The 23422-nt window shown below is 68.6% G+C and carries 23 protein-coding genes; 10 read left to right on the forward strand and 13 right to left on the reverse strand.

Annotated features, from left to right (window positions below):
- Positions 1-125 precede the first annotated feature (125 nt).
- Positions 126-1145, forward strand: coding sequence for an endonuclease/exonuclease/phosphatase family protein (locus tag DMH03_RS07695; protein WP_125791220.1), 1020 nt, complete (start codon positions 126-128; stop codon positions 1143-1145).
- Positions 1146-1308: 163 nt separating this feature from the next.
- Here the strand turns inward: DMH03_RS07695 and DMH03_RS07700 are convergent, their stop codons facing one another.
- A complete protein-coding gene (locus DMH03_RS07700; RefSeq protein ID WP_125791221.1) occupies positions 1309-2124 on the reverse strand; it encodes a Sir2 family NAD-dependent protein deacetylase in 816 nt (271 codons plus the stop codon).
- Positions 2117-2425 carry an antibiotic biosynthesis monooxygenase gene (locus tag DMH03_RS07705; protein ID WP_005165349.1) on the reverse strand — a complete coding sequence of 103 codons (309 nt, stop codon included), beginning with the start codon at positions 2423-2425 and terminating at the stop codon, positions 2117-2119. Before DMH03_RS07705 ends, DMH03_RS07700 begins: the two co-directional genes overlap by 8 nt.
- A gap of 61 nt (positions 2426-2486) precedes the next feature.
- Between DMH03_RS07705 and DMH03_RS07710 the strand changes: the two genes are divergently transcribed.
- On the forward strand, positions 2487-3677 hold the full coding sequence (locus DMH03_RS07710) for an FAD-dependent monooxygenase (protein ID WP_233611314.1): 1191 nt from the start codon (positions 2487-2489) through the stop codon (positions 3675-3677).
- Positions 3678-3704: 27 nt separating this feature from the next.
- On the opposite strand, the gene DMH03_RS07715 is transcribed toward DMH03_RS07710, so the two are convergent.
- Positions 3705-5147 (reverse strand): M1 family metallopeptidase, encoded by a 1443-nt coding sequence (locus DMH03_RS07715; protein ID WP_233598931.1) that lies wholly within the window; start codon positions 5145-5147, stop codon positions 3705-3707.
- Between DMH03_RS07715 and DMH03_RS07720 the strand changes: the two genes are divergently transcribed.
- On the forward strand, positions 5146-5943 hold the full coding sequence (locus tag DMH03_RS07720) for an alpha/beta fold hydrolase (protein WP_125791223.1): 798 nt from the start codon (positions 5146-5148) through the stop codon (positions 5941-5943). The genes DMH03_RS07715 and DMH03_RS07720 overlap by 2 nt on opposite strands.
- On the opposite strand, the gene DMH03_RS07725 is transcribed toward DMH03_RS07720, so the two are convergent.
- The 3 genes from DMH03_RS07725 to DMH03_RS07735 form a co-directional block, all read right to left on the reverse strand.
- Positions 5925-6359, reverse strand: a complete 435-nt coding sequence (locus DMH03_RS07725; RefSeq protein ID WP_125791224.1) for a co-chaperone YbbN — start codon at positions 6357-6359, stop codon at positions 5925-5927. The two genes, DMH03_RS07720 and DMH03_RS07725, sit on opposite strands and share 19 nt — an antisense overlap.
- Before the next feature lie 29 nt (positions 6360-6388).
- Positions 6389-6739, reverse strand: a complete 351-nt coding sequence (locus DMH03_RS07730; RefSeq protein WP_125791596.1) for a rhodanese-like domain-containing protein — start codon at positions 6737-6739, stop codon at positions 6389-6391.
- 91 nt (positions 6740-6830) lie between these two features.
- Positions 6831-7784 carry a LysR family transcriptional regulator gene (locus tag DMH03_RS07735; protein ID WP_125791225.1) on the reverse strand — a complete coding sequence of 318 codons (954 nt, stop codon included), beginning with the start codon at positions 7782-7784 and terminating at the stop codon, positions 6831-6833.
- A gap of 166 nt (positions 7785-7950) precedes the next feature.
- On the opposite strand from DMH03_RS07735, the gene DMH03_RS07740 reads away from it, so the two are divergent.
- From DMH03_RS07740 to DMH03_RS07750, 3 genes are read left to right on the forward strand one after another with little or no spacing between them, the layout of a single operon-like run.
- Positions 7951-8637 carry a tRNA-dependent cyclodipeptide synthase gene (locus DMH03_RS07740; protein ID WP_125791226.1) on the forward strand — a complete coding sequence of 229 codons (687 nt, stop codon included), beginning with the start codon at positions 7951-7953 and terminating at the stop codon, positions 8635-8637.
- Between the two features lie 2 nt (positions 8638-8639).
- Complete coding sequence (locus DMH03_RS07745; protein ID WP_125791227.1) at positions 8640-9953, forward strand: cytosine permease; 1314 nt, start codon at positions 8640-8642, stop codon at positions 9951-9953.
- Positions 9950-10930: a LysR family transcriptional regulator gene (locus DMH03_RS07750; RefSeq protein WP_125791228.1), complete on the forward strand. Its 981-nt coding sequence runs from the start codon at positions 9950-9952 to the stop codon at positions 10928-10930. The genes DMH03_RS07745 and DMH03_RS07750 overlap by 4 nt, the downstream gene beginning before the upstream one ends.
- Positions 10931-11264: 334 nt before the next feature.
- Here the strand turns inward: DMH03_RS07750 and DMH03_RS07755 are convergent, their stop codons facing one another.
- The gene (locus DMH03_RS07755) at positions 11265-12707 is read right to left on the reverse strand and encodes a M1 family metallopeptidase (RefSeq protein WP_125791229.1); all 1443 of its coding nucleotides are present in this window, start codon (positions 12705-12707) and stop codon (positions 11265-11267) included.
- Positions 12708-12874: 167 nt separating this feature from the next.
- On the opposite strand from DMH03_RS07755, the gene DMH03_RS07760 reads away from it, so the two are divergent.
- The gene (locus DMH03_RS07760; RefSeq protein ID WP_125791230.1) at positions 12875-14029 is read left to right on the forward strand and encodes an MFS transporter; all 1155 of its coding nucleotides are present in this window, start codon (positions 12875-12877) and stop codon (positions 14027-14029) included.
- Here DMH03_RS07760 and DMH03_RS07765 read toward each other — a convergent pair.
- The 4 genes from DMH03_RS07765 to DMH03_RS07780 all read right to left on the reverse strand — a co-directional run bounded on the left by DMH03_RS07765 (position 13974) and on the right by DMH03_RS07780 (position 17646).
- Entirely contained in the window at positions 13974-14936 is a 963-nt protein-coding gene (locus DMH03_RS07765) for an N-acetylmuramoyl-L-alanine amidase (protein WP_125791231.1), read from the reverse strand. The genes DMH03_RS07760 and DMH03_RS07765 overlap by 56 nt on opposite strands.
- Before the next feature lie 88 nt (positions 14937-15024).
- Positions 15025-15900 carry an A/G-specific adenine glycosylase gene (locus DMH03_RS07770; RefSeq protein ID WP_125791232.1) on the reverse strand — a complete coding sequence of 292 codons (876 nt, stop codon included), beginning with the start codon at positions 15898-15900 and terminating at the stop codon, positions 15025-15027.
- Positions 15901-16001: 101 nt separating this feature from the next.
- A complete protein-coding gene (locus tag DMH03_RS07775) occupies positions 16002-16493 on the reverse strand; it encodes a carbonic anhydrase (RefSeq protein WP_125791233.1) in 492 nt (163 codons plus the stop codon).
- Positions 16494-16545: 52 nt separating this feature from the next.
- Entirely contained in the window at positions 16546-17646 is a 1101-nt protein-coding gene (locus DMH03_RS07780) for a LacI family DNA-binding transcriptional regulator (RefSeq protein WP_125786137.1), read from the reverse strand.
- Positions 17647-17846: 200 nt separating this feature from the next.
- On the opposite strand from DMH03_RS07780, the gene DMH03_RS07785 reads away from it, so the two are divergent.
- Genes DMH03_RS07785 through DMH03_RS07795 form a run of 3 tightly spaced genes read left to right on the forward strand, consistent with a single transcriptional unit; the run spans position 17847 to position 20523 of the window.
- A complete protein-coding gene (locus DMH03_RS07785) occupies positions 17847-18779 on the forward strand; it encodes a metal ABC transporter solute-binding protein, Zn/Mn family (protein WP_125791234.1) in 933 nt (310 codons plus the stop codon).
- Positions 18779-19612: a metal ABC transporter ATP-binding protein gene (locus DMH03_RS07790; protein WP_125791235.1), complete on the forward strand. Its 834-nt coding sequence runs from the start codon at positions 18779-18781 to the stop codon at positions 19610-19612. Before DMH03_RS07785 ends, DMH03_RS07790 begins: the two co-directional genes overlap by 1 nt.
- 5 nt (positions 19613-19617) lie before the next feature.
- The gene (locus tag DMH03_RS07795) at positions 19618-20523 is read left to right on the forward strand and encodes a metal ABC transporter permease (RefSeq protein WP_125786134.1); all 906 of its coding nucleotides are present in this window, start codon (positions 19618-19620) and stop codon (positions 20521-20523) included.
- Here the strand turns inward: DMH03_RS07795 and DMH03_RS07800 are convergent.
- Both DMH03_RS07800 and DMH03_RS07805 read right to left on the reverse strand, forming a co-directional pair.
- Positions 20489-21802, reverse strand: coding sequence for a hypothetical protein (locus DMH03_RS07800; RefSeq protein ID WP_125791236.1), 1314 nt, complete (start codon positions 21800-21802; stop codon positions 20489-20491). The genes DMH03_RS07795 and DMH03_RS07800 overlap by 35 nt on opposite strands.
- Before the next feature lie 364 nt (positions 21803-22166).
- Positions 22167-23390, reverse strand: a complete 1224-nt coding sequence (locus tag DMH03_RS07805) for a DUF445 domain-containing protein (RefSeq protein ID WP_125791237.1) — start codon at positions 23388-23390, stop codon at positions 22167-22169.
- Positions 23391-23422 lie beyond the last annotated feature (32 nt).

Below are 23422 nucleotides of genomic sequence, written 5' to 3' on the forward strand. Positions count from 1 at the left end.
GTGGATCTCGCCCCGTGGACAAAGGTGCACGCCTGGCCTGGCAGAGCGCGCACAAAGCGCTGGCAGGACCTGACAGGAGCTGATACGCGCTGGTAGACGCGGCGTGAGGAGGTTGTGGAGGTGTTGTGGAGACCGCCGCCACGACGCCGGTGATCGGCATACTCGACGTCATGGTGATCGAAGAACGGGTGGTCCGACCGGCGCGCCGGGGTACCGGGCGGAAGCTGGCCGGTGGGCTGCTCATCGCGGCGATCGTGCCGTTCGCGGTGCTGACGGCACTGCGGCTGGTGGGCTACGACGGCAACACCTACACGATCGCGGCGCTCGCGCTGACGCCGTACGCCGGCATCGCGACGCTGGTGCTCGGCGTCCTCGCGCTGGGACTTCGCCGCTGGTGGACCGCGGTCGTCGCACTGGCGCTGACCTGCACGATCGCGTCGATGGTGCTGCCTCGCGCGTTCGCGAACGAGCAGAAAGCGCTCGGCGGGAAGCACGTCCGCGTACTGGCGTCGAACCTGCTCGGCGGCCAGGCGGATCCGGCCGTGATCGTCGGCTACGTGAAGGAACACCAGGTCGACGTCCTCAGCCTGACCGAGATGACGCCCGAGTCGATCACCGGGCTCGAACGGGCCGGGCTCTTCGACCTGCTGCCGTACCACGTGCTGCACCCGGCCGAGTGGGCGTACGGCTCCGGGCTCGTGTCGAAGTACCCGCTCACGCCGCTGAAACTGAGCGGCGATTCGGACGACAAGCAGCCCAGCGCGAGCGTGGACCTCGGCGGCGGCGTGCGGATCGAGGTCGTCGCGGTCCATCCGTCGGCGCCGATGTGGGACAGGCACGCGTGGGTCGACGAGGCCAAGGACCTGCCGTATGCCGACGCCGAGCACGACATCCGGATCCTGGCGGGCGACTTCAACGCCAGCTTCGACCACTCGCTCTTCCGCGAGCTGCTGACCAGGGGATACGTGGACGCGGCCGATCAGCTGGGGAAGGCGTTGCAGGGCACCTGGACGAACGGGATGGTGCCGCCGGTGCCGATCGACCACGTACTGGCGGACAAGCGGACGGCCATCGCGGACTTCAAGGTGCTGGAGACGCCCGGTAGCGATCACAACGCGGTTTACGCGGAGGTCGTGCTGCCTTGAGGCTCGTGAGTGGCTAGGTACCAGGTACCTCGGCAAGGTGTGAAGGTCGAGTTTCCTCGGCTGAGCCGAGGGAAGGGGGCCTTCACGGACCGGGCCTGGCACCAACCGCAGCCCGAACTACGTAGGTACCTAAGAAACCCTTGGCCCTAACCGTCCTTGAGTCTTACGAGCCGAGCAGCGCGTCCAGAGCCCTGAGCGTTTCGAGGCCGTTGCTCGCGAGCGAGACGCCGCGACCGTGCCGGACCTGCGGCTCGCGCGGGTTGATCCGGACCAGGGCACCGGTCGCGGCGCTGGCCAGTTCCGAATAGCGCCGCACCGTCGGCACGGCCTGTCCGGCGCCGAGTTCCACCACCACGAGATCGCGATGCGCGCGACGCCACGCGGTCAGTTCGTCGAGCTGGGCCTGGCTGCGCCTGCCGAGCCAGTCGTAGTCGCCGAACATCAGGATGTTGGGCCGGGCAAGGCCGCCGCAGCGCGGGCAGGACGGCAACGGCGTCAGCGCGCGCATCGTGTCTTCGTCGATCGGGACGTCGAGGTCGTCGGCGGGCCAGATCTCACCGGTGCATTTGGCAAGACACTGCAAGTGGTGGATGGACCCGTGCGCTTCGGCGACGTGCGGGTAGCCCGCCTTCTGAAACTGTCCGTCCACATTGGACGTGAAGGCGCGCGCGCCGCCGGGTTTGCCCGCTCCCCAGGACAGCAGGAGGCCGAAGCCGTCGTGCGGGACGGTGGCGCGGTACAGCGCGAGCCGGTGCCCGTAGAAACCCCAGGCCAGCTCGGGATCTTCGGCGAAATGCCGAGGGTCGGCGAGCTCGACGAAGCTGATGCCCAGCCGCTCGTACGGCGGATACGCCGTCCAGAAACCCTCGTCACCCCGGAAATCGGGCAGGCCGGAGTCGACCCCCATCCCGGCACCGGCGCAGACGAGCAGCGCGCCGGCGCCGTCGATCAGTTCCGCGGCTCGTTCGAGCTCACTCACCCGGCTTCGAAGCCTGGACGACCTCGAATTCCAGCAGATTCGCACCGCTGGAGACCGGCTTCGCGCGCTCACCCGCGTGCGCCTCACGCGCCGGGCCGGACGCCCATGCCTGGTAAGCCTCTTCGGACTCCCACTTGGTGTAGACGAAGTAGCGCGACTCGCCGGAGACCGGGCGGAGCAGTTCGAAGCCGAGGAAGCCCGGCTGGTTGTCGACGGCGTGCAGCCGTGCGGCGAACCGCTTCTCCAGCTCGGGGCCTGCGCCTTCGGGTACCTCGATCGCGTTGATCTTCACGACAGCCATGCCGCCAGCCTACGACGAAACTCTTTTGCGCCGCGATGTGATGCGTGGGACCTTCCCAGGGATGGCTGACACCAAGATCCTCATCTCCGGGGCGAGTGTCGCCGGCCCGGCATTGGCCTTCTGGCTCACCCGGTACGGCTTCTCGGTGACCGTCGTGGAGCGTGCGCCGACGCTGCGCCCCGGCGGCCAGGCCGTCGACCTGCGCGGACCGGCCAAAGAGGTCGTCCGCCGGATGGGCCTGGACGAACGCGTCCGCGCGGCGTGCACGGACACGAAGGGCGAGACGCTCGTCGACGGGAAGAACCGCACGAAGGCGACCCTCCGCGCCGACGACTTCGACGGTGACGGCGTCATCGCCGAGATCGAGATCCTGCGCGGCGACCTGACCGAAGTCCTGTACGAGGCCACCAAGGAGAAGACGGAGTACGTCTTCGGTGACCGGATCACCGCGCTGGACGAGCAGGACGACGGCGTCGACGTCACCTTCGCCGGTGGGTCGCGGAGGACGTTCGACCTGGTCATCGGGGCCGACGGGCTGCATTCGGGAGTGCGGGCACTGGCCTTCGGCGAGGAGTCCCGGTTCGTCCGGCATCTGGGCTCGTACCTGGCGTTCTTCTCCGTGCCGAACCGGCTCGGCCTGCGGAACTGGGCGATCGGCTACGACGACGTCGGCCGGTCCGCCGGGATCCGCGGCATCCGCGACGGCGACGAGGCGATGGCCTACTTCGGGTTCGCGTCGGAGAAGGTGGATTACGACTATCGCGACGTCGAGGCGCAGAAGGCGCTGGTGCGCGAGTTCGCGGCCGGAATGGAGTGGGAAGCGCCCTGGCTGCTGGAGCAGATGGACGAGGCTCCCGACTTCTACTTCGACTCGTGCGCCCAGGCGGTCATGGATTCCTGGTCGCGCGGCCGGATCGGGCTGCTGGGCGACGCCGCGTTCTGCCCCTCGCCGCTCTCCGGGCAGGGCACGAGCCTGGCGTTCGTCGGCGCGTACGTCCTCGCCGGGGAACTCGCCTCCGGCCTCGACACCGGGCTCAAACGCTACGAAGCGGTCATGCGCGAGTTCGTCGAGAAGACACAGGAAATGGGACGGGCCAACGCGGAGTCGATCTTCGCGAAGTCCCGGACGGCGTTGCGGATGCGCTACGTGGCGATGCGGGTGATGCGGCTCAAGCCGTTCGCCGCGCTGGCTTCGCGGAAGATGCGGGACGTGGTGAACGGCATCGACCTGCCGGACTACCCCGGTGCCTGACGCATTCAGAGGACTAAATGCGTGGCGTCAGCCTCGCAGGGTGCCCGGCAGCAGCTCGGCGTCCGGCGGGATCGTCGTGCCGTGGAACCAGGCGTCGAAGAACGGCCGCAGGTCCTGCTCCGAAAGCTTGATCGTGAACGCCTCGAAATCCGCCCAGGACGCGTTGGCGTTGCGGTACGCCGCCGGCCACTCCTTCAGCAGCCGCGCGAACGCTCCTTCGCCGATCTTCCGCCGCAGCGCGTGGATGGCGAGGATCCCCTTGTCGTAGACGCCGTGGAACTCCTGCCCTGCCCCCATGTCGACCAGTTTCGACGCCCAGAAGTCCTTGCTGCCGCCCATGATCTCGAGCGCGGCGCGATAGCGGTCGTCCAGGTTCTCGTTGTCCCGCGACTCCTGCCACAGCCATTGCGCGTACGAGGCGAGGCATTCGTTGAGACAGATGTCGGACCACGAGTTCAGCGTCACCGAGTCGCCGAACCACTGGTGTGCGGTTTCGTGCACCACGGTGATCAGGTCGGCCCACTTCGCGTAGGTGGGCCTGGTCTGGGTCTCCAGCGAGAAATGGATGTCCTCGTCGAGATAGATGCCGCCCGCCGCGTCCACCGGGTACGGCCCGAACTTCGAGCTCAGGAAGCCGATGATCTCCGGCAGCCGCCTGCCGGTGTCGCGCCGGTCTTCGGCGCCCGGCGCGTACGCGTTGACCACCGGTGTCCCGTCCGGTAGTGCCATCCGGTCGACGGTGAACTTGTCGATCGCCACCGTGGTCAGGTAGGCCGCCACGGGTGTGCGTTCCTGCCAGGACGTCGTGCTCCAGCCGTTCGCCGAGGTCTTCTGGATCTCGCGTCCGTTCGAGATGACGGTCCAGCCGTCCGGTACCCGTGCGGTGAGGGTGAACATCGCCTTGTCGCGCGGGGTTTCGTTGACGGGATACCAGAACGACGCCGAATGCGGCTCGCCGACGATGAACGCGCCGCCGTCCTTCGACTTCTGCCAGCCGTTCTCGCTGCCGCCGGCCTTGGGGGTCGCCGACGGGTCGCCGCCGTAGAGGATTTTCGTGCGGAAGGTGGTGCCGTTCCGGATCGGCTCGGCGGGCGTCACCACCAGTTCGAATTCGCCCTCGCGGGCGAACTTCGCCGGTTTCCCCTCCACTTCAACGGATTGGACCGTCAAGCCGCGTAAGTCCAAGTTGTACCGATTGAGGTCTTGGGTCGCTTTCGCGATCACCGTGGTGTCGCCGTCGAGACGCCCTTTCGCGGGGTCGTAAGTGATCCCGACCTGGTATTCGGCCGCGTCGTAACCGCCGTTGCCGTCCATCGGGTAGTACGGGTCGCCCGCGCCCGAAGCGCCGGGAGCCGGGTTCATCGGCGGCGGCGGTGGGGGCGTGGCGGGCGGAGGATCGGCGGTACAGCCGATAATCAGGGCGCAGACCAGCCCCAGGACCAGGCCGGCGGCGGGGACACGGCTGCGCATGGAGGGGAGCTTAGTGGTGATCCAGCGCGACGGGTTGATCACTTTCGGCGGCGACGGGCCGCCGATCGTCCTGCTGCACGGGCTCATGGGCAGGGCGACGACGTGGTGGCGGGTCGCGCGAAGGCTCGAACCGTACGGGCGTGTCCACGGCCTCGACGCGCGTGGTCACGGACGCGGGCCGCGCGGCGGGCCATGGCGCACCGAGCGGTTCGCCGACGACGTCGCCGCGGTGCTGCGGACCTTCGACGAGCCCGCGGTCCTGATCGGGCATTCGATGGGCGGCCTGCACGCCTGGGTCACCGCGGCGCTCCATCCCGATCTCGTCCGCGCCGTGGTCTGCGAGGATTTCGCGCCGGATCAGCGCGGCCGGACCGTGGACACCTGGCGTGGGTACTTCGACTCGTGGCCGGTCCCGTTCCGGTCGCTGGCCCACGTGCGCGAGTTCTTCGGCGACACCGGCGACTACTTCATCGAATGCGTCGAGGAACGTGAAGACGGCTACCACCTGATCGCGTCCCTCTCGGACCTGTACGAGATCGCGGCGGAATGGGGGCGGCGCGATTTCTGGGACTTCGTCGAACGCGTGAAATGCCCGCTGCTCGCGATCGAAGGCGAACGGACCGCGATGCCGCACGGCCAGCAGGCCGAGCTGGCCGCCCGCGTGCCCGGCGGCCTCGGACGGCATATCGTCGTCCAAGGCGCCGGGCACGTGGTGCACGACGAAGCGCCGGAGACCTACCTCGGTGCCGTCGAAGCGTTTCTCTCCGACGTCATCGGTCAGCCCTTCGCGAGCTGAGCGTCGATCCAGGCGCGCAACCGCGCTTCGCCCGGGTAGCCGATGTTCCGCGACGACGGCAGTTCGGCGGCGTTGCGGACACCGACCAGCGTCGGGAGGTAGCGGATGTTGTACCGGGTGGACAGGTCACGGCTCTGGTCGACGTCGACCTCGCCCAGCAGGAACCGGCCGCCGTATTCACCGGCGAGCCGTTCGATCACCGGCTTCATCTGGCGGCACGGCGGGCACCAGGTGGCGCCGAAGTCCATGATGACCAGCTTCTGCCGCGAAATGTTCATGACCTCGGCGTAATTGGCCGAAGTCACCGTCATCACGTTCTCGGCGGTCGGCGCGGCGGAAGCCACGCCGTTGCCGAAGCCGGTGATGAGCGCCAGCACGCCGGCCAGCACGCAGACGAATCGTTTGAGCTTGGACAAGACGATCTCCTTGGCTGTGAGGAGTCCACTCAGGACGAAGACGCGGTCGGCAAACCGTTCGAGACCCAGTCTTCGATGCCTTCGCGGTACTTGCGGACGTTCGTGTACCCGAGTTCCAGCAGGCGCCGTCCGACGAATTCACTGTTGCGGCACGGCGTGTTCGCGCAATAGACGACGATCGCGGCGGTCTTGTCCGGGAGCACCGCCGGTGCCAGGCGGTCGGTGAATTCGGCCGCCTGTTCGTACGGGAACCCCGGAATGTTGCGAGCTTCGGGAAGATGCTCCTTTTCGAAATAGGCGACCGGCATCGTGTCGACCACGATCACCGATCCGGTCTCCATTCCGGAGAGCAGTTCCGTACGAGTGATCAACGGCAGCATGGTGCCCCTTTTCAGCAGGCCGTGATTGACGATTCCCATCGTCGGACGGCCGCCGGGACGCGCTCTAGTGCCGCATCGGCATGCCGAAGGGTTATCCGGCGGCCAGCCTGCCGTGGCGGTGCAGCCAGGTGCGATACGGCGCGGTCCGCTCGGCGAGCCGCCAATATCCGGCCGTCGCCTCGGTGGCGAGTTCCGGGACGCCGGGCGCGCACGGGCCGTCCGCCCGCCAGGCGAGCACATGCCGCACGCACATCGGCGCGCCGGCCAGCGGCCGGATGGCCAGGCCGTCCGCCGGTGGCCGGGTCGGCTGGACCAGCCCGACGCCGTACCCACCGCTGACCAGGTCTTCCCGTGCGGTGTCGATGTCGACGTCGTGGGTGATCCGCGGGTCGAAACCGTGCGCGAGACACATTTCGCGGAACACCACGCGGCAGCCGTCGCCGCCGCTCGACACGATCCAGTCCTCCCCGGCCAGTTCGGCGAGTTCGATCTCCTCTTCGCCGGCGAGCGGGTGTTCGGCGGGGAGCGCGACGAACGACGGCTCCTCGACCAGGGTCATGGTCCGCACCTCCGGCGGCACGGGGAGGCCGCGCCTGCCGCAGATCATGATCAGCGCGAGGTCGATGCCCCGGTTCGCGACCTGCGCGAGCAACCGGGTGCGCGAGGTGTCCGCGCGGGTGCGGAACGGTTCGCCCGGCCGCAGATCGCGCAGTCCGCCGAGCAGCGAACCCGTGATGGCGCTGTCGTTCCAGCCGATCCTGATCGATTCGCCGGTCTCGGGTTCCCGACGGTGGAAGTCGTGCTCCAGTTCGTCGAAGGTGAGCACGATCGCCCGCGCCCGGCGCAGGATCAGGGCGCCGAGTTCGGTGGGCCGCACCCCATGCTGGTCGCGGTGGAACAGCGGGCCGCCGACCATCCGCTCGATCCGGCGCAACTGGTGGCTGAGCGCGGGCTGCCCGAGCCCCAGTCCGGCGGCGGCACGGTTCAGGCTGCCGTGGGAAGCGATCTCACAGATCACGCGAAGATGCCGAACCTGAATCTCCATGACTTCGTATACCGCGCCCCGTTCGCGCCCGGCACCTCCGAAAGTCGAGAGCGGCGATTTCTCATAATCCGATGACAACATTCGGTGGCAATACCCGTGCCATCGAGCGATGGCTACGTTCGGTCGACGCCTCTTCTCCCGCATATCCCGCGATTCAGGAGCCGTCTTGCCGCGACCACTGCCGCTCACCGAGCATTGCGCCGATCCGCTGGCGCGGGCCGAGCACGTTTGCCTCGGCGTCAGCCCGTTCAACAGCTATTTCACCGTGGACCGTATCGCCGATCTCGCCCGCTGGGCCATGTCGGCCTTTCGGCGTTTTCATTTCTTCGTCCCGGACGGGCCGTCCGCGTTCACCCTCGAAGCGCTCGGCTACGACCCGGTGCGCGCCGCGCAGAAGGCGCAACGGCAAGGCAATTACACGCGCAACAAGATCGTCCGCGCGTTGCAGCAGGTCTGCCCGTCGGATCCGCAGACCCTGATCCTGGACACCGCCGTGCTCGAAACCGACCCCGCGTATCTGGGCCTGCTTTCCGAGGCGCACCGGCGGTTCGCCACCGATCCGGAGTTCGCCCGGCAGTGCCTCGGTGCCACGGGCTGGGTGCTGGACCGGCGGCTGCCCGAAGGCGAACACCCCACGCCTGACCAGCTGCGCAGCGCCGTCCGGTATTTCCTGGCCGAGTTGCCGATGTTCGTCGGCACCGTCGCCGTCGCCGGGGTCGGCAGTTCCGTGTTCGCCTATCACCAGCGGATCCCGTTCCTCGAACGGCTCTACCGCGGCGAACTCTCCTGGCGGCCACTGCCAGGTCAGGGCTTCGTCGTGCTGGAGCAGGCCGTCCCGGAACGGGTGGAGTGACCGTGGAACACGACGACTTCTCCCTGCGCCGGGTGCCAGCCGAACGCCGCTACTCCTGGATTTCCGTCGCCTTGCAACGATTCGGGCAGGTGTCCTCGTTCCACCAGTTCCTGCTCGGCGCGGTGCTCGGCTTCGGCATGACGTTCTGGGACGCGGTGCTGGCCATCACGATCGGTTCGGTCCTGCTGGAGATCATCACCATACTGATGGGCGTCGCGGGCACCCGGGAAGGACTTTCGACGTCGGTGCTCGCGCGCTGGGCCGGCTTCGGCACCGGCGGGTCTTCGCTGGTCGGGCTGCTGATGACGGTGAGCCTCGCGGGCTGGTTCGGCGTGCAGAACGACGTGTTCGCCCACGGCCTCCACGCGTTGATGGGCGGCCCGCCGGTGTGGGTGTGGGCGCTCGCCGGCGGCGCGCTGGTGACCGCGATCGTCGTGTTCGGCTTCCACGCGATGGCCTGGACGGCGTATCTGACGGTGCCCGCTTTCCTCGCGCTGGCGGGGTTTTCGATCATCAGCGCCCTCGACGACCATTCGCTGCCCGCGCTGATGTCCGGGCCGCCGCCGGGGCCGTCGATGTCGCTGGCGCAGGGCACCACGCTGGTGGCGGGCGCGTTCATCATGGGTGCGATCATGACCCCGGACATGACCCGGTTCAACCGGACCGCCTCCGACGTGGTGAAGCAGACGCTGGTCAGCGTCACCCTCGGCCAGTACCTGATCGGCCTGATCGGGGTGCTGCTCGCGCACGCGGCGAAAAGCGCCGACGTGGTCGGCATCATCACCTCGTCTTCGGGGGTGCTCGGCACGCTGATCCTGGTCACCGCGATCCTGAAGATCAACGACTGGAACCTCTACTCGTCCTCGCTCGGGCTGGTGAACGCCGTCCAGGTGCTGCTGTCCCGGCGGCTGAACCGCACGACCGCGACCCTGCTGCTCGGCGGGCTCGGCACGGTGCTCTCCGCGATCGGCATCCTCGACCATTTCACCGCCTTCCTGACCTGGGTCGGCGTGCTCACGCCGCCGGTGGCGGGGGTGGTGATCGCCGAGTACTACGTGGTCCGGCGCTGGAAACCGGAACTGGACGCCACCCGCGCGTCCGGGGAACTGCCTTCGACCTGTCCGTCGTGGGTTCCCGGCGGGCTGATCTGCTGGGTGGCCGGGGCCGCGGTGGGCATCTGGCTGCCGTGGGGAATTCCCACCGTGAATTCCGTTTCGGGTGCTTTTCTGCTGTATATTCTGCTCGGCAGACGGACCGCGGCCGCGGTGCTTTCCCCGGCCATGACTTCTTTCGACGGGTCGAAAACCCGTTCGTGACAAAGGAGTTCGACGTCGTACAACTGGATGTCCACCACCTGCGGGTGATCAGGGCGATCGCGGACACGGGCAGCCTTTCCCGTGCCGCGATCGCTCTCGGCGTCACCCAGCCCGCGGTTTCCGCGCAACTCAAACGGTTGGAGAACATGCTGGGCTATCAGCTGTTCGAGCGGCGCGAAGGCAGTGTGACACCGACGCCGATGGGCGAACTGCTGTTGCGCCGCACCGCCGCTTTGCTGCCACAGCTGGACAAACTGCTCGAAGACATCGAGCAGCGCGTCTGCCCCAGCGGCCCGCCCGGCGTCGTCCGGGTGGCGGCGGTGGCGAGCGCGCTGGTGGCGCATCTGCCTTCGCTGGTGACCAGGTTGTGGCCGGAGGTCTCCGAAGTGCAGGTCGTGCACGACGACCATCCCGAGCGGCTACTGCCCTTGCTGGCTCAGCGGCGTGCGGAATTGGGACTGGTCAAGGACTATCCGGGCTACGAGCTCGAAATCCCCGCGAACGTGGACACCGAGATCGTGGTGACCGAGCCGACCTTCGTGCTGCTGCCGGAAGACCATCCGCTGGCGTGCGAGGAGACCATCGACCTGCGTGCGCTGCGGGACGAAGCGTGGGTGATGGTGTCCGATTCCTCGGCGGCCACGTTCACGCGGTACTTCGTGGAGACCTGCGCGCGGCACGGGTTCAGCCCGTCGGTCGCCCATCAGGTGACTTCGCAGCAGGTGGCGTTGCTGGTGGTCCGGTCCGGCGCGATCGGGCTCTCGCAGCCGATCTGCGATCCGCGGAACCAAGGGCTGGTGACCCGGCCGCTGCGCGGGGATGTGTTGCCGCGCAGGCATATTCTCGCTTGGAACAAGGAGACTTTCGTGGCGGGACGGCGGGCGGAGCTGATCTCGGCGGTGGTTGAAGCGTACTGGGCCGAGGCGAGGACGGCGCCGGTCTACGCCGCGTACCTGGACCGACACCGCCGCAATTAGTGGGGTTTAGGTACCCGCGGCGGTCGTGGGAATGTCGTGAAGGGCACCTTTGAGACGATGAAGGTCTCAAAGGTGCCCTTCACGACATGAGAGTTCGGCGCCGGGCCATCGGAAACGCTCAAGGAGTCGCCCGCTCATCCCTGCGTCTCGTGAGTGGTGGGGTCACCAGAGATCACATCTGAAAGTAGCGAAAGCCTCCTTCACTACCGTCAGAGTAGGCAAGGAGGCCCTCACTACCAGGAGAACGCCTACGCAGAAGCGACACCGGCCCCGCGCCACGACAGGTTTGACGTTCCCCTCAATAGAAGCAGCCTTCACCCCTTACGGAGTCTTGTCACATCCCCGGAAAGAGGAGCTCGTCCGGCGGCCGCACCGTGCCGTCCAGCCACGCGCGGGTGAAGTCGCCGAGGTCGAGCTGCGTCATCGCGGAGACGTAGAGCTCGAAGTCGTGCCAGTTCTGGTTTCCCTGCGGGTTGATCACCGGGAATCCCGCCACGATCTGGAAGAACGCGTCGTCGCCGATGAAACGCCGCAGTGCGTGCACCATCAGCACCGCCTTGGTGGTGGGCGCGAATTCGGTGCCCTTGCCCGGATCGGTGAGCTTGGGTGCCCAGAAACCCGTGTCACCGCTCACCTTGGCCACCATGTCGCGGTACCGCCGGTCGAGGTCGACGCCGTTCTTGCCTTCGTCCCACAACCACACCGCGTACTGCGCGATGGACTCCGGCATCAGCGTGTCGCGCCACATCTTGCCGCTCACCCCGGCGCCCCACCATTGATACGCGGTGGCGTACACCAGGTCGGCGACGGTGGCCGCGCGGCCGTACACCGGCCGGGTCTGGGCGCCGTGCGTGTAGCCGAGGGAGCGGTCGAGGAACAGTCCGCCCGCCGCCGATTGCGGGTAGTCGCCGAACTTCCCGGTGAGGAATTCCAGCACCTCGGGCAGTTTGCCGCCGAGTTCGCGTTTACCCGTCGCGCACGGATGGTAGGCGTTTATCGCGGTCCGGCCGCCGGGAAGCGTGATCCGCTCGACCTCCCAGCGTCCGATGCCGAGCATCGCCGTACTCGGCGCGAGGGCGGTGTCCTCTGCCCAGGTGACGGTGTGCCGTCCCGCGCCCGTGGGCACGTCGGAGACCTGAGAACCGTTGCCCAGCAAGGAAAATTCGTCCAGGACGGTGACGGAGACGTGCAGGGTCGCCTTGTCGACTTCGGTGCCGTTGACGGGGAACCAGGTCATCGCCGAACGCGGTTGCCCGGTGGCCACGGCGGAATCGCCGTAAGCGGCCAGCCAGCCGACCCGGCCGCGTGCGGTGGCGATCGGCTCCGGGCGCCCGTCGTAACCGACCACGACGGTGAACCGCTTGCCCGCGGCCAACGGGGTCCGCGGGGTGATCACGAGTTCGTGTTCGCCCGCCCGCCGGAACGCGGCGGCCATCCCGTCGACGGTGACCGACCGGACGGTGAGCCCGCGCAGGTCCAGGTCGAACCGGTTCAGGTCCTGTGTCGCTGTCGCGGTGATCGTCGCTCTGCCGTTCAACAGCATCGCGTACGGCGCGTAGTCCAACGCGAGCGAGTATTTGTCGACGTCGTAACCGCCGTTGCCGTCCTTCGGGTAGTAAGGATCGGGGCCGAGGACGGTGCCGTCGGGTGAGACGTGCACGTACCCGTCGCTGCCGGGTGCCGGCTGAGCCGCCGCCGAAGCCGGGCAGGCGCCGATCATCGTGGTGGCGAGCAACGCGGTGCACAGTGGCTCCTGCCACCGAATCCGCACGGTCATGAACTGGCCTTCTCTCTACGGGGGTGGATGCCCGGTCATCGTGCGTACGTCCGCGCCGCGCGCGGCACTGTCAGCCGGTCATGCCACGGGGTTATCCCGGCCGATAACGCCGCGGCATATCCGCCAGGGACTACCCCGCGCGACACCGGGAAAGCGATCGTCGGGGCATGCTGCCCCTCCCCGCGCTGCTCGCGCTGACGACGACGGTCTTCCTCGGCTGCCTCACCGAAGTGCTGCCCGCCGGGTTGCTGCTGGGCATGTCCGCGGAGCTGGGGGTTTCGCCGTCGGCCACCGGTCAGCTGGTGACGGTCTACGCGATCACCACCGCGCTCACCGCCATCCCGCTCACCGGCGCGACACTGCGGGTACCGCGCAAACGGTTGCTTCTGGCGCTGATCACCGGTTTCCTGCTCACCAATCTGCTGATCGCCGTCTCGTCGTCGTATCCGCTGATCCTGGCCACGCGGGTGGTTTCCGGGGCGCTGACCGGGGTGATGTGGTCACTCGTCGCCGGTTACGCGATGCGTCTCGCCCCGCCGGGACTCACCGGGCGCGCGCTGGCCGTGGCGATGTCCGGCACCCCGATCGGTTTCGCCCTCGGCGTGCCCGCCGGCACCGCGCTCGGCGAACTGGCCGACTGGCGCTGGGCGTTCGCCGCGATGGCGCTGATCACCGTGCCGCTGCTGGGGTGGGTGCTCGCCGCGGTTCCCGCCGTCCCCGCGGATCCCACGCGCCCCACCCGCCCGCTGGCCGCGTCACGGCTGCCGGGGATGCGTCCCGTGCTGGCGACGGTGGCGCTGTTCTCGTTGGGGCACAACGTGGCCTACACCTACATCGGGCCGGTTCTCGCCGGGCTCGACGCGGCGACGTTGCTGGGCGCGGCGCTGCTGGTGTTCGGTTGTGCCACGGTGGGCGGGCTGGTCGCGGTCGGCTCCGCGCTCGACGGCCGTCCTCGCGCCGTCCTGCTCACCTGCACCGCCGTGACCGCCGCCGCCATCGTCCTGCTCGGGGTGAGCGACGGGGTCCACGGTCTGGTGCTGGCCGCCGCGGGCCTGTGGGGCCTGGGATTCGGCGGCGCGCCGACCGCTTTCCAGGCCGTCACCGCCCTGATCGCGGGTCCCACGGCCGACGCCGCCCAGTCGCTCACGATCGCGGCCTGGAACGGCGCCGTCGCCGGGGGAGCGCTCATCGGCGGCCTGCTGCTGCCGCTGGGAACGGGGCTGCTCCCTTGGTGCGCCGCCTTGATCGTCCTCTCGCCGCTGCTGTTCAGCCGGCGAGTCGTGCTTTCAGTGCCCGCAGATCCGTGCCGGACCCGACGATGAGCGGCCAGACGTCGGAGCCGAGGAAGCCGGTCTCGTCGGTCGCCGCGGTCGCGCCGCAGGTGTCGCGCTCCAGTCCGTGCCGGGCCGCCACCGCGGCGACCGCGTCCTTTGTGGACTGTCCGAACAGGCCGTCGACGGGCACGGCGAAACCGCGTGCCCGCAGGAGTTCCTGTGCCGTCCGCACGCGCGGCCCGCTGTCACCGGGTTTGAGCAGCGGCCATTCCGGCAGGTCCACCTTGGGCGAAGCGGCGCCCAGCAGCTTCCCGACCTCGGTGCGCAACTCCGGAAGCCGGTTGTACAGCACGGTTCCCGGGCATTCGGTCGAGTTGAAGTCGCGGTGTCCCTTGATGAACTCCGGCGAGATCCCGTACTGCGAAGCCATGTACGCGACCAGCTTCACGAGCGAGTCCCAGAGCGCCGGAGTGACGTCCTCTTTGCTGTAGAGGCCCTCGTTCTCGATCCCGATGCAGGTGCTGTTGTTGTTGCCCACGTTCGCGCCCAGCACGTGCTGGGTCCCGCCGCGCAGGATCTCCAGGCTGCGATGCCGCCCTTCGGTGATGTGCCCGCCGCGGCTGTTCGTGAACTGCTGGCCGGTGTCGACCCAGCCGCGGGTGTCCATATGGAAATTCTGGATGGAACGCGACGCCCAGAAGGCGTGTTCGAGCGTGTAGTCGGTGACGTTCCCCGGGTCGACCGTGTGGTGCACGACGATGTACGTCGGCTTGTGGTTCTGCACCTCGATCGCGCCGCTCGGCGGCCGCGCGTTCCATGCGGACGTGCTGTGGATCTTCGGTTCTGTCACCCCGGACGCCGCGTCGGCGGCGGAAATCGTCGCTGTCCCCAGTAGCCCGACGGCGCTTACCGTCAGGCCGCCCTTGAGCGCGGTACGTCGGTCGAAGTCGGCCACGGGCAAAACTCCCATCATGCGCGTTGGCCGGAAAACTAACCCGCCATCGCGCCGATGACAACCATTGACCAACTTTTGTCGTAATGCGTTAGTGTTCGCCGGGGAGTGCGAACAGGCCGTCCCCGGTCTGTTCGAGCAGGCCGTCGACCAGCAGGGAGTCGAGGCAGCGGTCGCGCTGCCCGGATTCGCTCCAAACGAGGTCGAGCCGCGCCTTCTCGACGGGGCCTTCGCTTCCGCGCAGGACGTCGAGCAGCAGCCCGCGCACCTGGCGATCGGTCCCGGCGAACTTTTGGACCTGCTTCGCGGGCCCGGCGTAGGCGGGTCTGCCCGCGTGCTGCCAGGCGCAGTCTTCGTAGATGGGACAGTCCGCGCACCGCGGAGACCGCGCGGTGCAGACGAGCGCGCCGAGTTCCATCAGCGCCGCCGAAAGCTTCGCGGCGGGCGCGTCCTCCGGTGGCAACAGCGCCTCGACGTCGGCCATGTCGCGGGTGTTCGACGGCGGCCCGGCGTCACCCGCGCCGTGCACCGCCCTGGCCACCACGCGCCGGACGTTCGTGTCCACCACCGGCGCCCGCTTGCCGTAGGCGAAGGCCGCGACCGCGCGCGCCGTGTACGCGCCGATACCCGGCAACGCGAGCAGAGTGTCCACATCGGACGGAACGACGTCGCCGTGTTCGGCGGCGATGACGGCCGCGGCGGCGTGCAGCCGCAACGCGCGGCGCGGGTAACCGAGCTTGCCCCAGGCACGCACGACCTCGCCCTGCGACGACGCCGCCAGCGCCGACGGCACCGGCCAGCGCGCCATCCAGTCGAGCCAGATCGGCTGGACGCGCGCGACCGGCGTCTGCTGCAACATGATCTCGCTGACGAGCACCCCCCACGCGGTGCAGTCCGGTTCACGCCAGGGCAGGTCGCGCCCCACTTCGTCGAACCATCCGGTCAGCACATCCGCGTCGACGCCCACCGGGCCAGCTTAATGGCGGAGCTGAAGGGGACTTTCCCCGCGTCTCACGCGGCGAAGGGCGCTTTACCCGCATCGCATGCGGGGAAAACGCCCTTCAGCACCTACGCGACCTCAGATAACTGCCCCGTTTTGACGTCGTAGACGAAGCCGCGCACGTTGTCGGTATGCGGCAGGAAGTCGCTGCGCCGGACGCGCTGCACCGACCGGCGCACGCTGTCCTCGACCTCGCGGAACGCCTCGACCGACCAGGTCGGCCGGAGCCCGCTGGCGGCTTCGAGCTCGTCCTTGAAGTCGTCTTCGGTGACCATGGACAGGCCGCAGTCGGTGTGCTGGACGATCAGCACCTCGCGGGTGCCCAGTTTCCGCTGGCTCAGCGCGAGCGAACGGATCGTGTCGTCGGTGACGACGCCGCCCGCGTTACGCAGGATGTGCGACTCGCCCTGGATCAGGCCGAAGATCTCGAACACCCGGATACGGGCGTCCATGCAGGTCAAAATCGTCACGTGGAGCGATGGCCTCGGGGAAGAACGGTCACCGGGGGTGACATCGCCCAGCTCCTGATTGCGCTTGAGCAGTACGTCGATGGAGGTCACCGGCTCATTGGAACCGGGCGGACCGGAGGAGGGCAACACTTCGGGGCTCATGTCACGGCCCGAACCAGCGCTCTTCGGCTGTCCGAGGCGGTGCCGACGTGCGGCCGACCCGCAGTTCCGTGGCCAGGGTGATCACCTTCGGCCCGACCCGGTCGGCCGAGCTGAGCAGCAGCTTGCCCGCCGCCTTGCCCTTTTCGAGCACCGGCTGGTGGACCGTGGTGAGCCCGGACCGTTCGGCCTCGGTGATGCCGTCGAAACCGGTGACCGTCAGATCCTGCGGCACGCGCAGCCCCCGGCGTTCCGCTTCGGCCAGCGCGCCGAGCGCGAGGATGTCCGAGGTGCAGATCACGGCGGTGACCTGCGGATACGCGTCGAGCAGCTGCCGTGCGGCCGAAGCGCCGTCATCGACGGTGTGGTCGAAGCGCTCGACCACCGGCACGGTCGCCCAGTCGACCCCGGCCGCGGAGAACGCGGCGGCCAGCGCCTCCAGCCGGATCCGCTGGACGTGGAAATGCGCGGCGCTCTGCCGCTGGATGGAGACGAAGTCGTCGTTGCGCTCGCGGGCGAGCCGCATGCACAGCACGCCGATCTGCCGGTGCCCGAGAGAGATGAGGTGTTCGGCCATCGCGGTGACCGCGGCCGCGTCGTCCGGGCCGACCCGGTCGACCCCGTCCACGCGCGGCTGGTCGACGATCACCGTCGGCACCGGGCGCTCCAGGACGGCGCCGAGATGCGGGTCGTCGTCGGGCACCGAATAGACGACGAAACCGTCGACGCCGGCGCGGTGCACGGCCGCGACGTCCTCGCGACCGGGGCTCGCCGGGACCAGGTGCAGGCCGACGCCCGCGTCCTCGCACGCCAGCGCGAGCCCTTCGAGCACGCCGATCGCGGCGGGATCGCGGAAGGCGTAGGAGAGGTTTTCGGTGAGTAAAAGACCGACAGCACCCGCCTTGCGCGTCCGCAGTGAACGGGCCACCGGGTCCGGGCCCGGATAGCCGAGGCGGCGCGCGGTCTCGAGGACGCGACGGCGCAACTCGGGAGACAGCTGGTCTGGCCGGTTGTAGGCGTTCGAGACGGTGGTCCTCGACACACCGAGCTCTGCGGCCAACGACGCCAGTGTCGCCTGCCTCCTGGTGCGGATAGGACGGCCCATCCGCAAACCGTAACGGTTCAGAACGTTTTGCAGAAGCATCACCCGACGTGTGGCAGGTCTCGATTCAGAGTGACCCTGGGTACAGGTCATACCAGCGCGGCGGGTCCTGTCAGCCGTATGGGGTACAGTTGAATCTGACAACGGTTTCCATTACCCGGCATTGGCGACATCTGGCCTGGGCTTCCGCAGGAGTGCAGTAAATGAATTCCCGCCGTACTAAGAGTGTTTTCGCGGCCGTGTCGGCCCTGGCCGTCCTCGCGCTCGGCGCGACGGCTTGCGCGTCCGGTGACAAGGCGTCGACGAGCTCCGGCTCGCAGAACGCGTCCGCCGCGAACCCGGGCGGCGGCGAGAAGATCAAGGTCGTCGCCTCGACCGACGTCTGGGGCAGCGTCGTGACCGCCGTCGGCGGCGACAAGGTCGAGGTCACCTCGATCATCCACGACCCCTCGGCCGACCCGCACTCCTACGAGACCACCGCGAGCGACGCCATCGCCGCGAAGAACGCGAAGCTGACGCTGTCCAACGGCGGCGGCTACGACGACTTCTTCTCGAAGCTCGCCGACCAGGCCACCGGCGCGCAGAAACTGGTCGCCGTCGACATCGCCGCGACCGGCAACGAGAACGAGCACGTCTGGTACAGCCTGCCCGGCGTCGAGAAGATCGCCGACCAGGTCGCCGCGAAGCTCGGTGAGATCCAGCCCGCCTCGAAGGACGCCTTCACCGCCAACGCGACCGCGTTCAAGGGCAAGACCCAGGAACTGCTGAAGAAGGTCTCGGGCCTGGGCGGCTCGAACGCCAAGGTCGTCGCGACAGAGCCCGTCGCGCACTACCTCCTCGACAGCGCGAAGGTCACGGACGCGACTCCGCCCGCCTTCGCCGAGGCCGTGGAAGCGGAGCAGGACGTGCCCGCCGCCGCGCTCAACGAGGTCAAGCAGCTGATCGCCGGCAAGCAGGTCAAGGCGCTGGTCAACAACGCGCAGACCACCACCCCGGTCACCGAGCAGGTCGTCGGCGACGCCAAGAAGGCCGGGATCGCCGTCGTCGACGTCACCGAAACGCTTCCCCAGGGTGTGACCGACTACATTGCATGGATGACCAAGGAAGTGGACTCGCTGGCGGGAGCGCTGAAGTAGTGAGTTCCGTACCTGCCGAGGCGCGCCCCGCGGTCCATGTCCGCGGGGCGAGCCTCGCGTTCGGCTCCAGAACCCTCTGGTCCGGGCTCGACCTCGACGTCGAACCCGGCGAGTTCCTCGCGATCCTCGGGCCGAACGGCTCCGGGAAGAGCAGCCTGCTCAAGGTCCTGCTCGGTCAGCAGGGACTGCCGGAGGGCACGGTCGAGATCGCGGGGCGGCGCCCCGGCGGGACGAACCGGCGGATCGGCTACATCCCGCAGCAGCGCGCCCTCGACGAGGGCCTGACGATGCGCGGGGTGGACCTGGTCGGCCTCGGCCTGGACGGGCACCGGTGGGGCACCGGGCTCTTCGGGCTTTCGAAACGACGTCAACTGGTGTCGAGGGCGATCGAGTCCGTCGGCGCCCAGGCGTACGCGAAACAGCCGGTGGGGCGGCTTTCCGGCGGCGAGCAGCAGCGGCTCCGCGTCGCGCAGTCGCTGGTCGGCGACCCCGAAGTCCTGCTGTGCGACGAGCCGCTGCTCTCCCTCGACCTCGCGCACCAGCGCGCGGTCAGCGAGCTGATCGACGAGCGACGGCGTTCGGCGGATACCGCCGTCCTGTTCGTCACCCACGAGATCAATCCGATCCTGTCCTATGTGGACAGGATGCTCTATCTGGTGAACGGCCAGTTCCGGATCGGCAAGCCGGACGAGGTGATGAACTCGGAGACGCTGTCCGAGCTGTACGGCACGCGGATCGAGGTGCTCAAGGTCGGCGGGCAGATCCACGTCGCCGGGGCACAGAGCGCGCTGTGCGAGGACGAACCCCACCACATCGACGAACGGGCCTCGTAAACACCGTGGACAAGATGTTCGACTTCGCGCTCACCGGTGAGCTGCTCGGCCTCGACTTCGTTCAGACGGCGCTGCTCGCGGCCGCCGTCCTCGGCCTCGTCGCGGGGGTGCTGGGCCCGCTGGTGGTCATGCGGCGGATGTCGTTCGCCGTGCACGGCACCGCCGAACTGGCGTTCACCGGCGCGGCGGGTGCTTTGCTGCTGGGGGTCGGCGTCGAACTCGGCGGCCTTGCGGGCGCCGTCATCGCCGCCTTGCTGATCGGGATCCTCGGCGGCCGCGAGTCCGAACGCGACTCCGTGATCGGCGTGATCCTCGCCTTCGGCCTCGGCATGGGCGTGCTGCTGCTGTCGTTCTACGAAGGCCGCAGCGCCAACAAGTTCGGCATCCTCGTCGGCCAGATCATCACGATCGACTCGACCAACCTGAACCTGCTCGTCGGCGCCTCGGTCGTCGTACTGGTGGTGCTCGCGGTGATCTACCGGCCGCTGCTGTTCGCCACGGTCGACCCGGCGGTCGCGACGGCGCGTGGCGTGCCAGTGCGGCTGCTGTCGCTGATCTTCGCGGTACTTGTCGGGATTTCGAGCGCCCTCGGCGTGCAGATCGTCGGCGCGCTGCTCGTGGTCTCGCTGATGGTGACCCCGGCCGCGGCGGCCGCGCGGGTCACGGCGAGCCCGTGGAAGGCGACAGTGCTGTCGATCGTCTTCGCGGAGATCGCGGCACTCGGCGGGATCATCCTGTCGCTCGCGCCCGGGAAGCCGGTGAGCGCGTTCGTCACGGCGATCTCGTTCGTGATCTACCTGGTCTGCCGCCTCATCGCGTGGCTGCGCGGCAGGAACTCGCGGATCCGCGTCGAGCCCGCCGACCCGGAACCGGCGCTCAGCGCACCGGGTGCTCGGCCAATGCCTTCTTGACCGCTTCGAGGAAAGCGGGGTCGATGAACGCGAGCTGACCGCCGGCCACGCTGCGCTCCACGGCCTCGATGACCACGACGTTCGCGTTCACGAAAGCGTCGACGGCCTCGGCCCGTGGCGTCTTCTGGGTGAAGTGCGCCAGCATCGTCAGGTTCGTGAACGCGCCCGAGAGATACCGCGAAGACGCCTTCGTGAACGAGTCGCCGTAGATCAGGATCTTCTCGTCCACGGTCCCGATCAGCGGGCTCGCCGTGCGGTACACCGGCCGGTCGATGTCGCCGTTCGGCTCGCCCGCGCGCTCGACGACGCCGTCCGGGCGGAGGCTGTACAGCGTGTTCGTCTTCGTGCCCTGCTTGCTGATCAGCGGCGGCAGATCGGCCACGGTGTCGTACTGGCCGACGGGAACGCTGACCCAGGTCTGCGTGACACCCGGTTTGATCGCGTTCGCGATGGCGCGCGTCATCACCAGCGCGCCCTCGTCGGCCCAGTGCGTGTCGTTCGACGGGTACACCGGCCGCTGCACCCGGCCCTCGGACGCGCGCAGCTCGGGCCGCAGGTCGATCGCGCGCGCGTCCTTGAGCATCCGGTGCCAGGTGGCCGCCTCGGCCGACCGCGAACAGTCCTTGCCGGGATAGGTGTCGGGCAGGAACTGCGGGACCATCGTCGACTTGTCCGGCGCGACGACGAGCTCGAACCGCCGCCCCGACTGCTCGACCGCGCGCCGCAGCTCGTTGATCTTGGCGATCGTCTCGGTCAGCGGACGGGACGGATCGCATTTCGCGTCCGCGTCGTAGCCGTAGTACAGCCAGCCGTCGCGGCCCTGCACCACCCGGCGGTAGCCGGACGCGGCGTTCGGCGTCGGCCCCTGCGTGGGCGCGGTCTTGGACGGTGCCGGCGCCGGCGGCGCGGGGATCGGGCCCGCCTGCTGCTGAGGCGGCGGCTGGTCCAGCGGGGCGCCCTCGCCGAAGACACCGCGGCTGATCGCGTCGGCGGCGGCGATCGCACCCGGCCGGAACGACAGCTGGTCGATGGCCCAGGTCGGCAGGTCGGTGAAGAACGCCCAGCCCTTGTCCAGGCCGGGGAAACTCGCGAGCTTGTGGTTCTCGATCTCGCCAGGCCGCACGCCGAACACCCACAGCAGCGCCGGGGTGGTGAAGAACAGAAGCGCGCTGATCAGCGCGGTCAGCTGCCTGCCACCGTGGCGGGGACGGTGCAACGCGTGCTCACGCGGAAGCCACGCCTCGTGGACGGCTGGCAGTTGCTGGGGTTCGGACGCCACCCCACCACCGTAATCATCCCGTGTCTCCCGCACGTGAGAACCGCCCCGAAAGCGCGTTTAGCCCGCTAAACGCGCTCACCCCTCCGCCCGTGCCCCTGCTCCGCCCCTCTCCGGGACCCGGTGCCCCCAATGTCACATTGGAGACGCTCAGCGTCTCCAATGTGACATTGGGGGCATGGCATTCCGGCCGCCCCCCGCACGCGAGAGCCGCCCCCCAAGCGCGTTTAGCCCGCTAAACGCGATCCGGCCGCCCCGCCTCCGCTGTCCTGAAGGTCACCTTTGAGACGATCAACGTCTCAAAGGTGACCTTCAGGACAGGTGGGTTCCTCGCAAGCGCGTTTAGCGGGCTAAACGCGATCGGGCGTCAGTGGAGCATCAGGAGGACCTGCAGCTCACCGACCAGGAAGCCGATGAGCCCGCCGACCGCGATGAGCTTCCACTCGTCCTGCCGGAACGCGGGCCTCAGCAGCCCCTCGAACTCCAGCGGCGTCAGCCCGAGCATCCGCCGCTCGACGATCTTCGCGACGTCCATCGCCTCGGTCAGGTAGCCCTCGGCGTGGCGGATCGTCGGCGGCAGCCGCTCCAGCGCCTTCCGCGCGGCCGCCTGTTTGATCTCGTTCAGCCGCTGCCCGCCGACGGCCATCGCGACCATCGGTTTCGCGACGCTCGCCTGCCGATCGACGGCCTGCGACACGAGCCGTTCGACCAGCGAGTACAGCCGGTCCGACCGCGGCCCGCGCAGGACGGCGTCGAGCAGGTTCGGCACGGTGAGGATCTCGTTCGCGATCATCTCGCCGTACTGATGCGCGACCTCGGCCCGCCGCCGCTGGAACTTGCCCTGCAGGACCACCCGGCCGACGCGCACCGGCTCGCGCGGCACGAAGATCAGCTTGATCGCCAGCCAGTCGGTGAACAGCCCGATGCAGCCGCCGAAGATCGGCAGCACCCACGGCTCCTTCGTCAGCGCCCAGACGAACGCCTGCACGATGCCGAGCCCGAAGCCGAAGTAGATCCCCGTGCGTGCGATGAACGCCATCTCCGGCCGCGACGTCTCGCGGATCAGCCGGACGAGCAGCTTCTTGTCCCTGGTGAGCCGCTGCACGGTCATATGCTGGAAGTCGAGCACCTCGTCGAGGTTCGCGGTCATCTCTTCCATGAACTCGCGCACCAGCCGCGGCGTCGCCGACTGGACCTGCTTGATCAGCAGTTCCTGCGCCATCGTCGGCATCACCTCCCAGAGCCTGGGATGGTGCTTTTCGAGCACTTCGCGGGCGACCTCGTCCACGGCCCGCAGCAGCGGCTGCTCGATCTCGCGCGTGATGATCGCCGGGTCGATCCGGCGGAAGACCTCTTTGACGTCCAGCAGGTTCGACGTCAGCAACTCGGTCGCGACGGCCGCCATCCGCCCGCCGTGTTTGGGCACCACGCCCTGCCAGCCGAGGAACGGCTTGATCCCGACGAACTCCAGCGGTTTGAACATCATCTCGATGGCGACGCGTTTGGTGACGTAGCCGATCAGCGCGGCGACGAACGGGATCGCGGCGTACAGCCACCAATGGCGGGCGAGGTCGTCCAGGACGGCGTCCACACGACCTCCTCGCTTCGCTCAGGGAAGGGGGA

Source organism: Amycolatopsis sp. WAC 01376 (assembly GCF_003947415.1).
In the GTDB taxonomy this organism is placed as follows: domain Bacteria; phylum Actinomycetota; class Actinomycetes; order Mycobacteriales; family Pseudonocardiaceae; genus Amycolatopsis.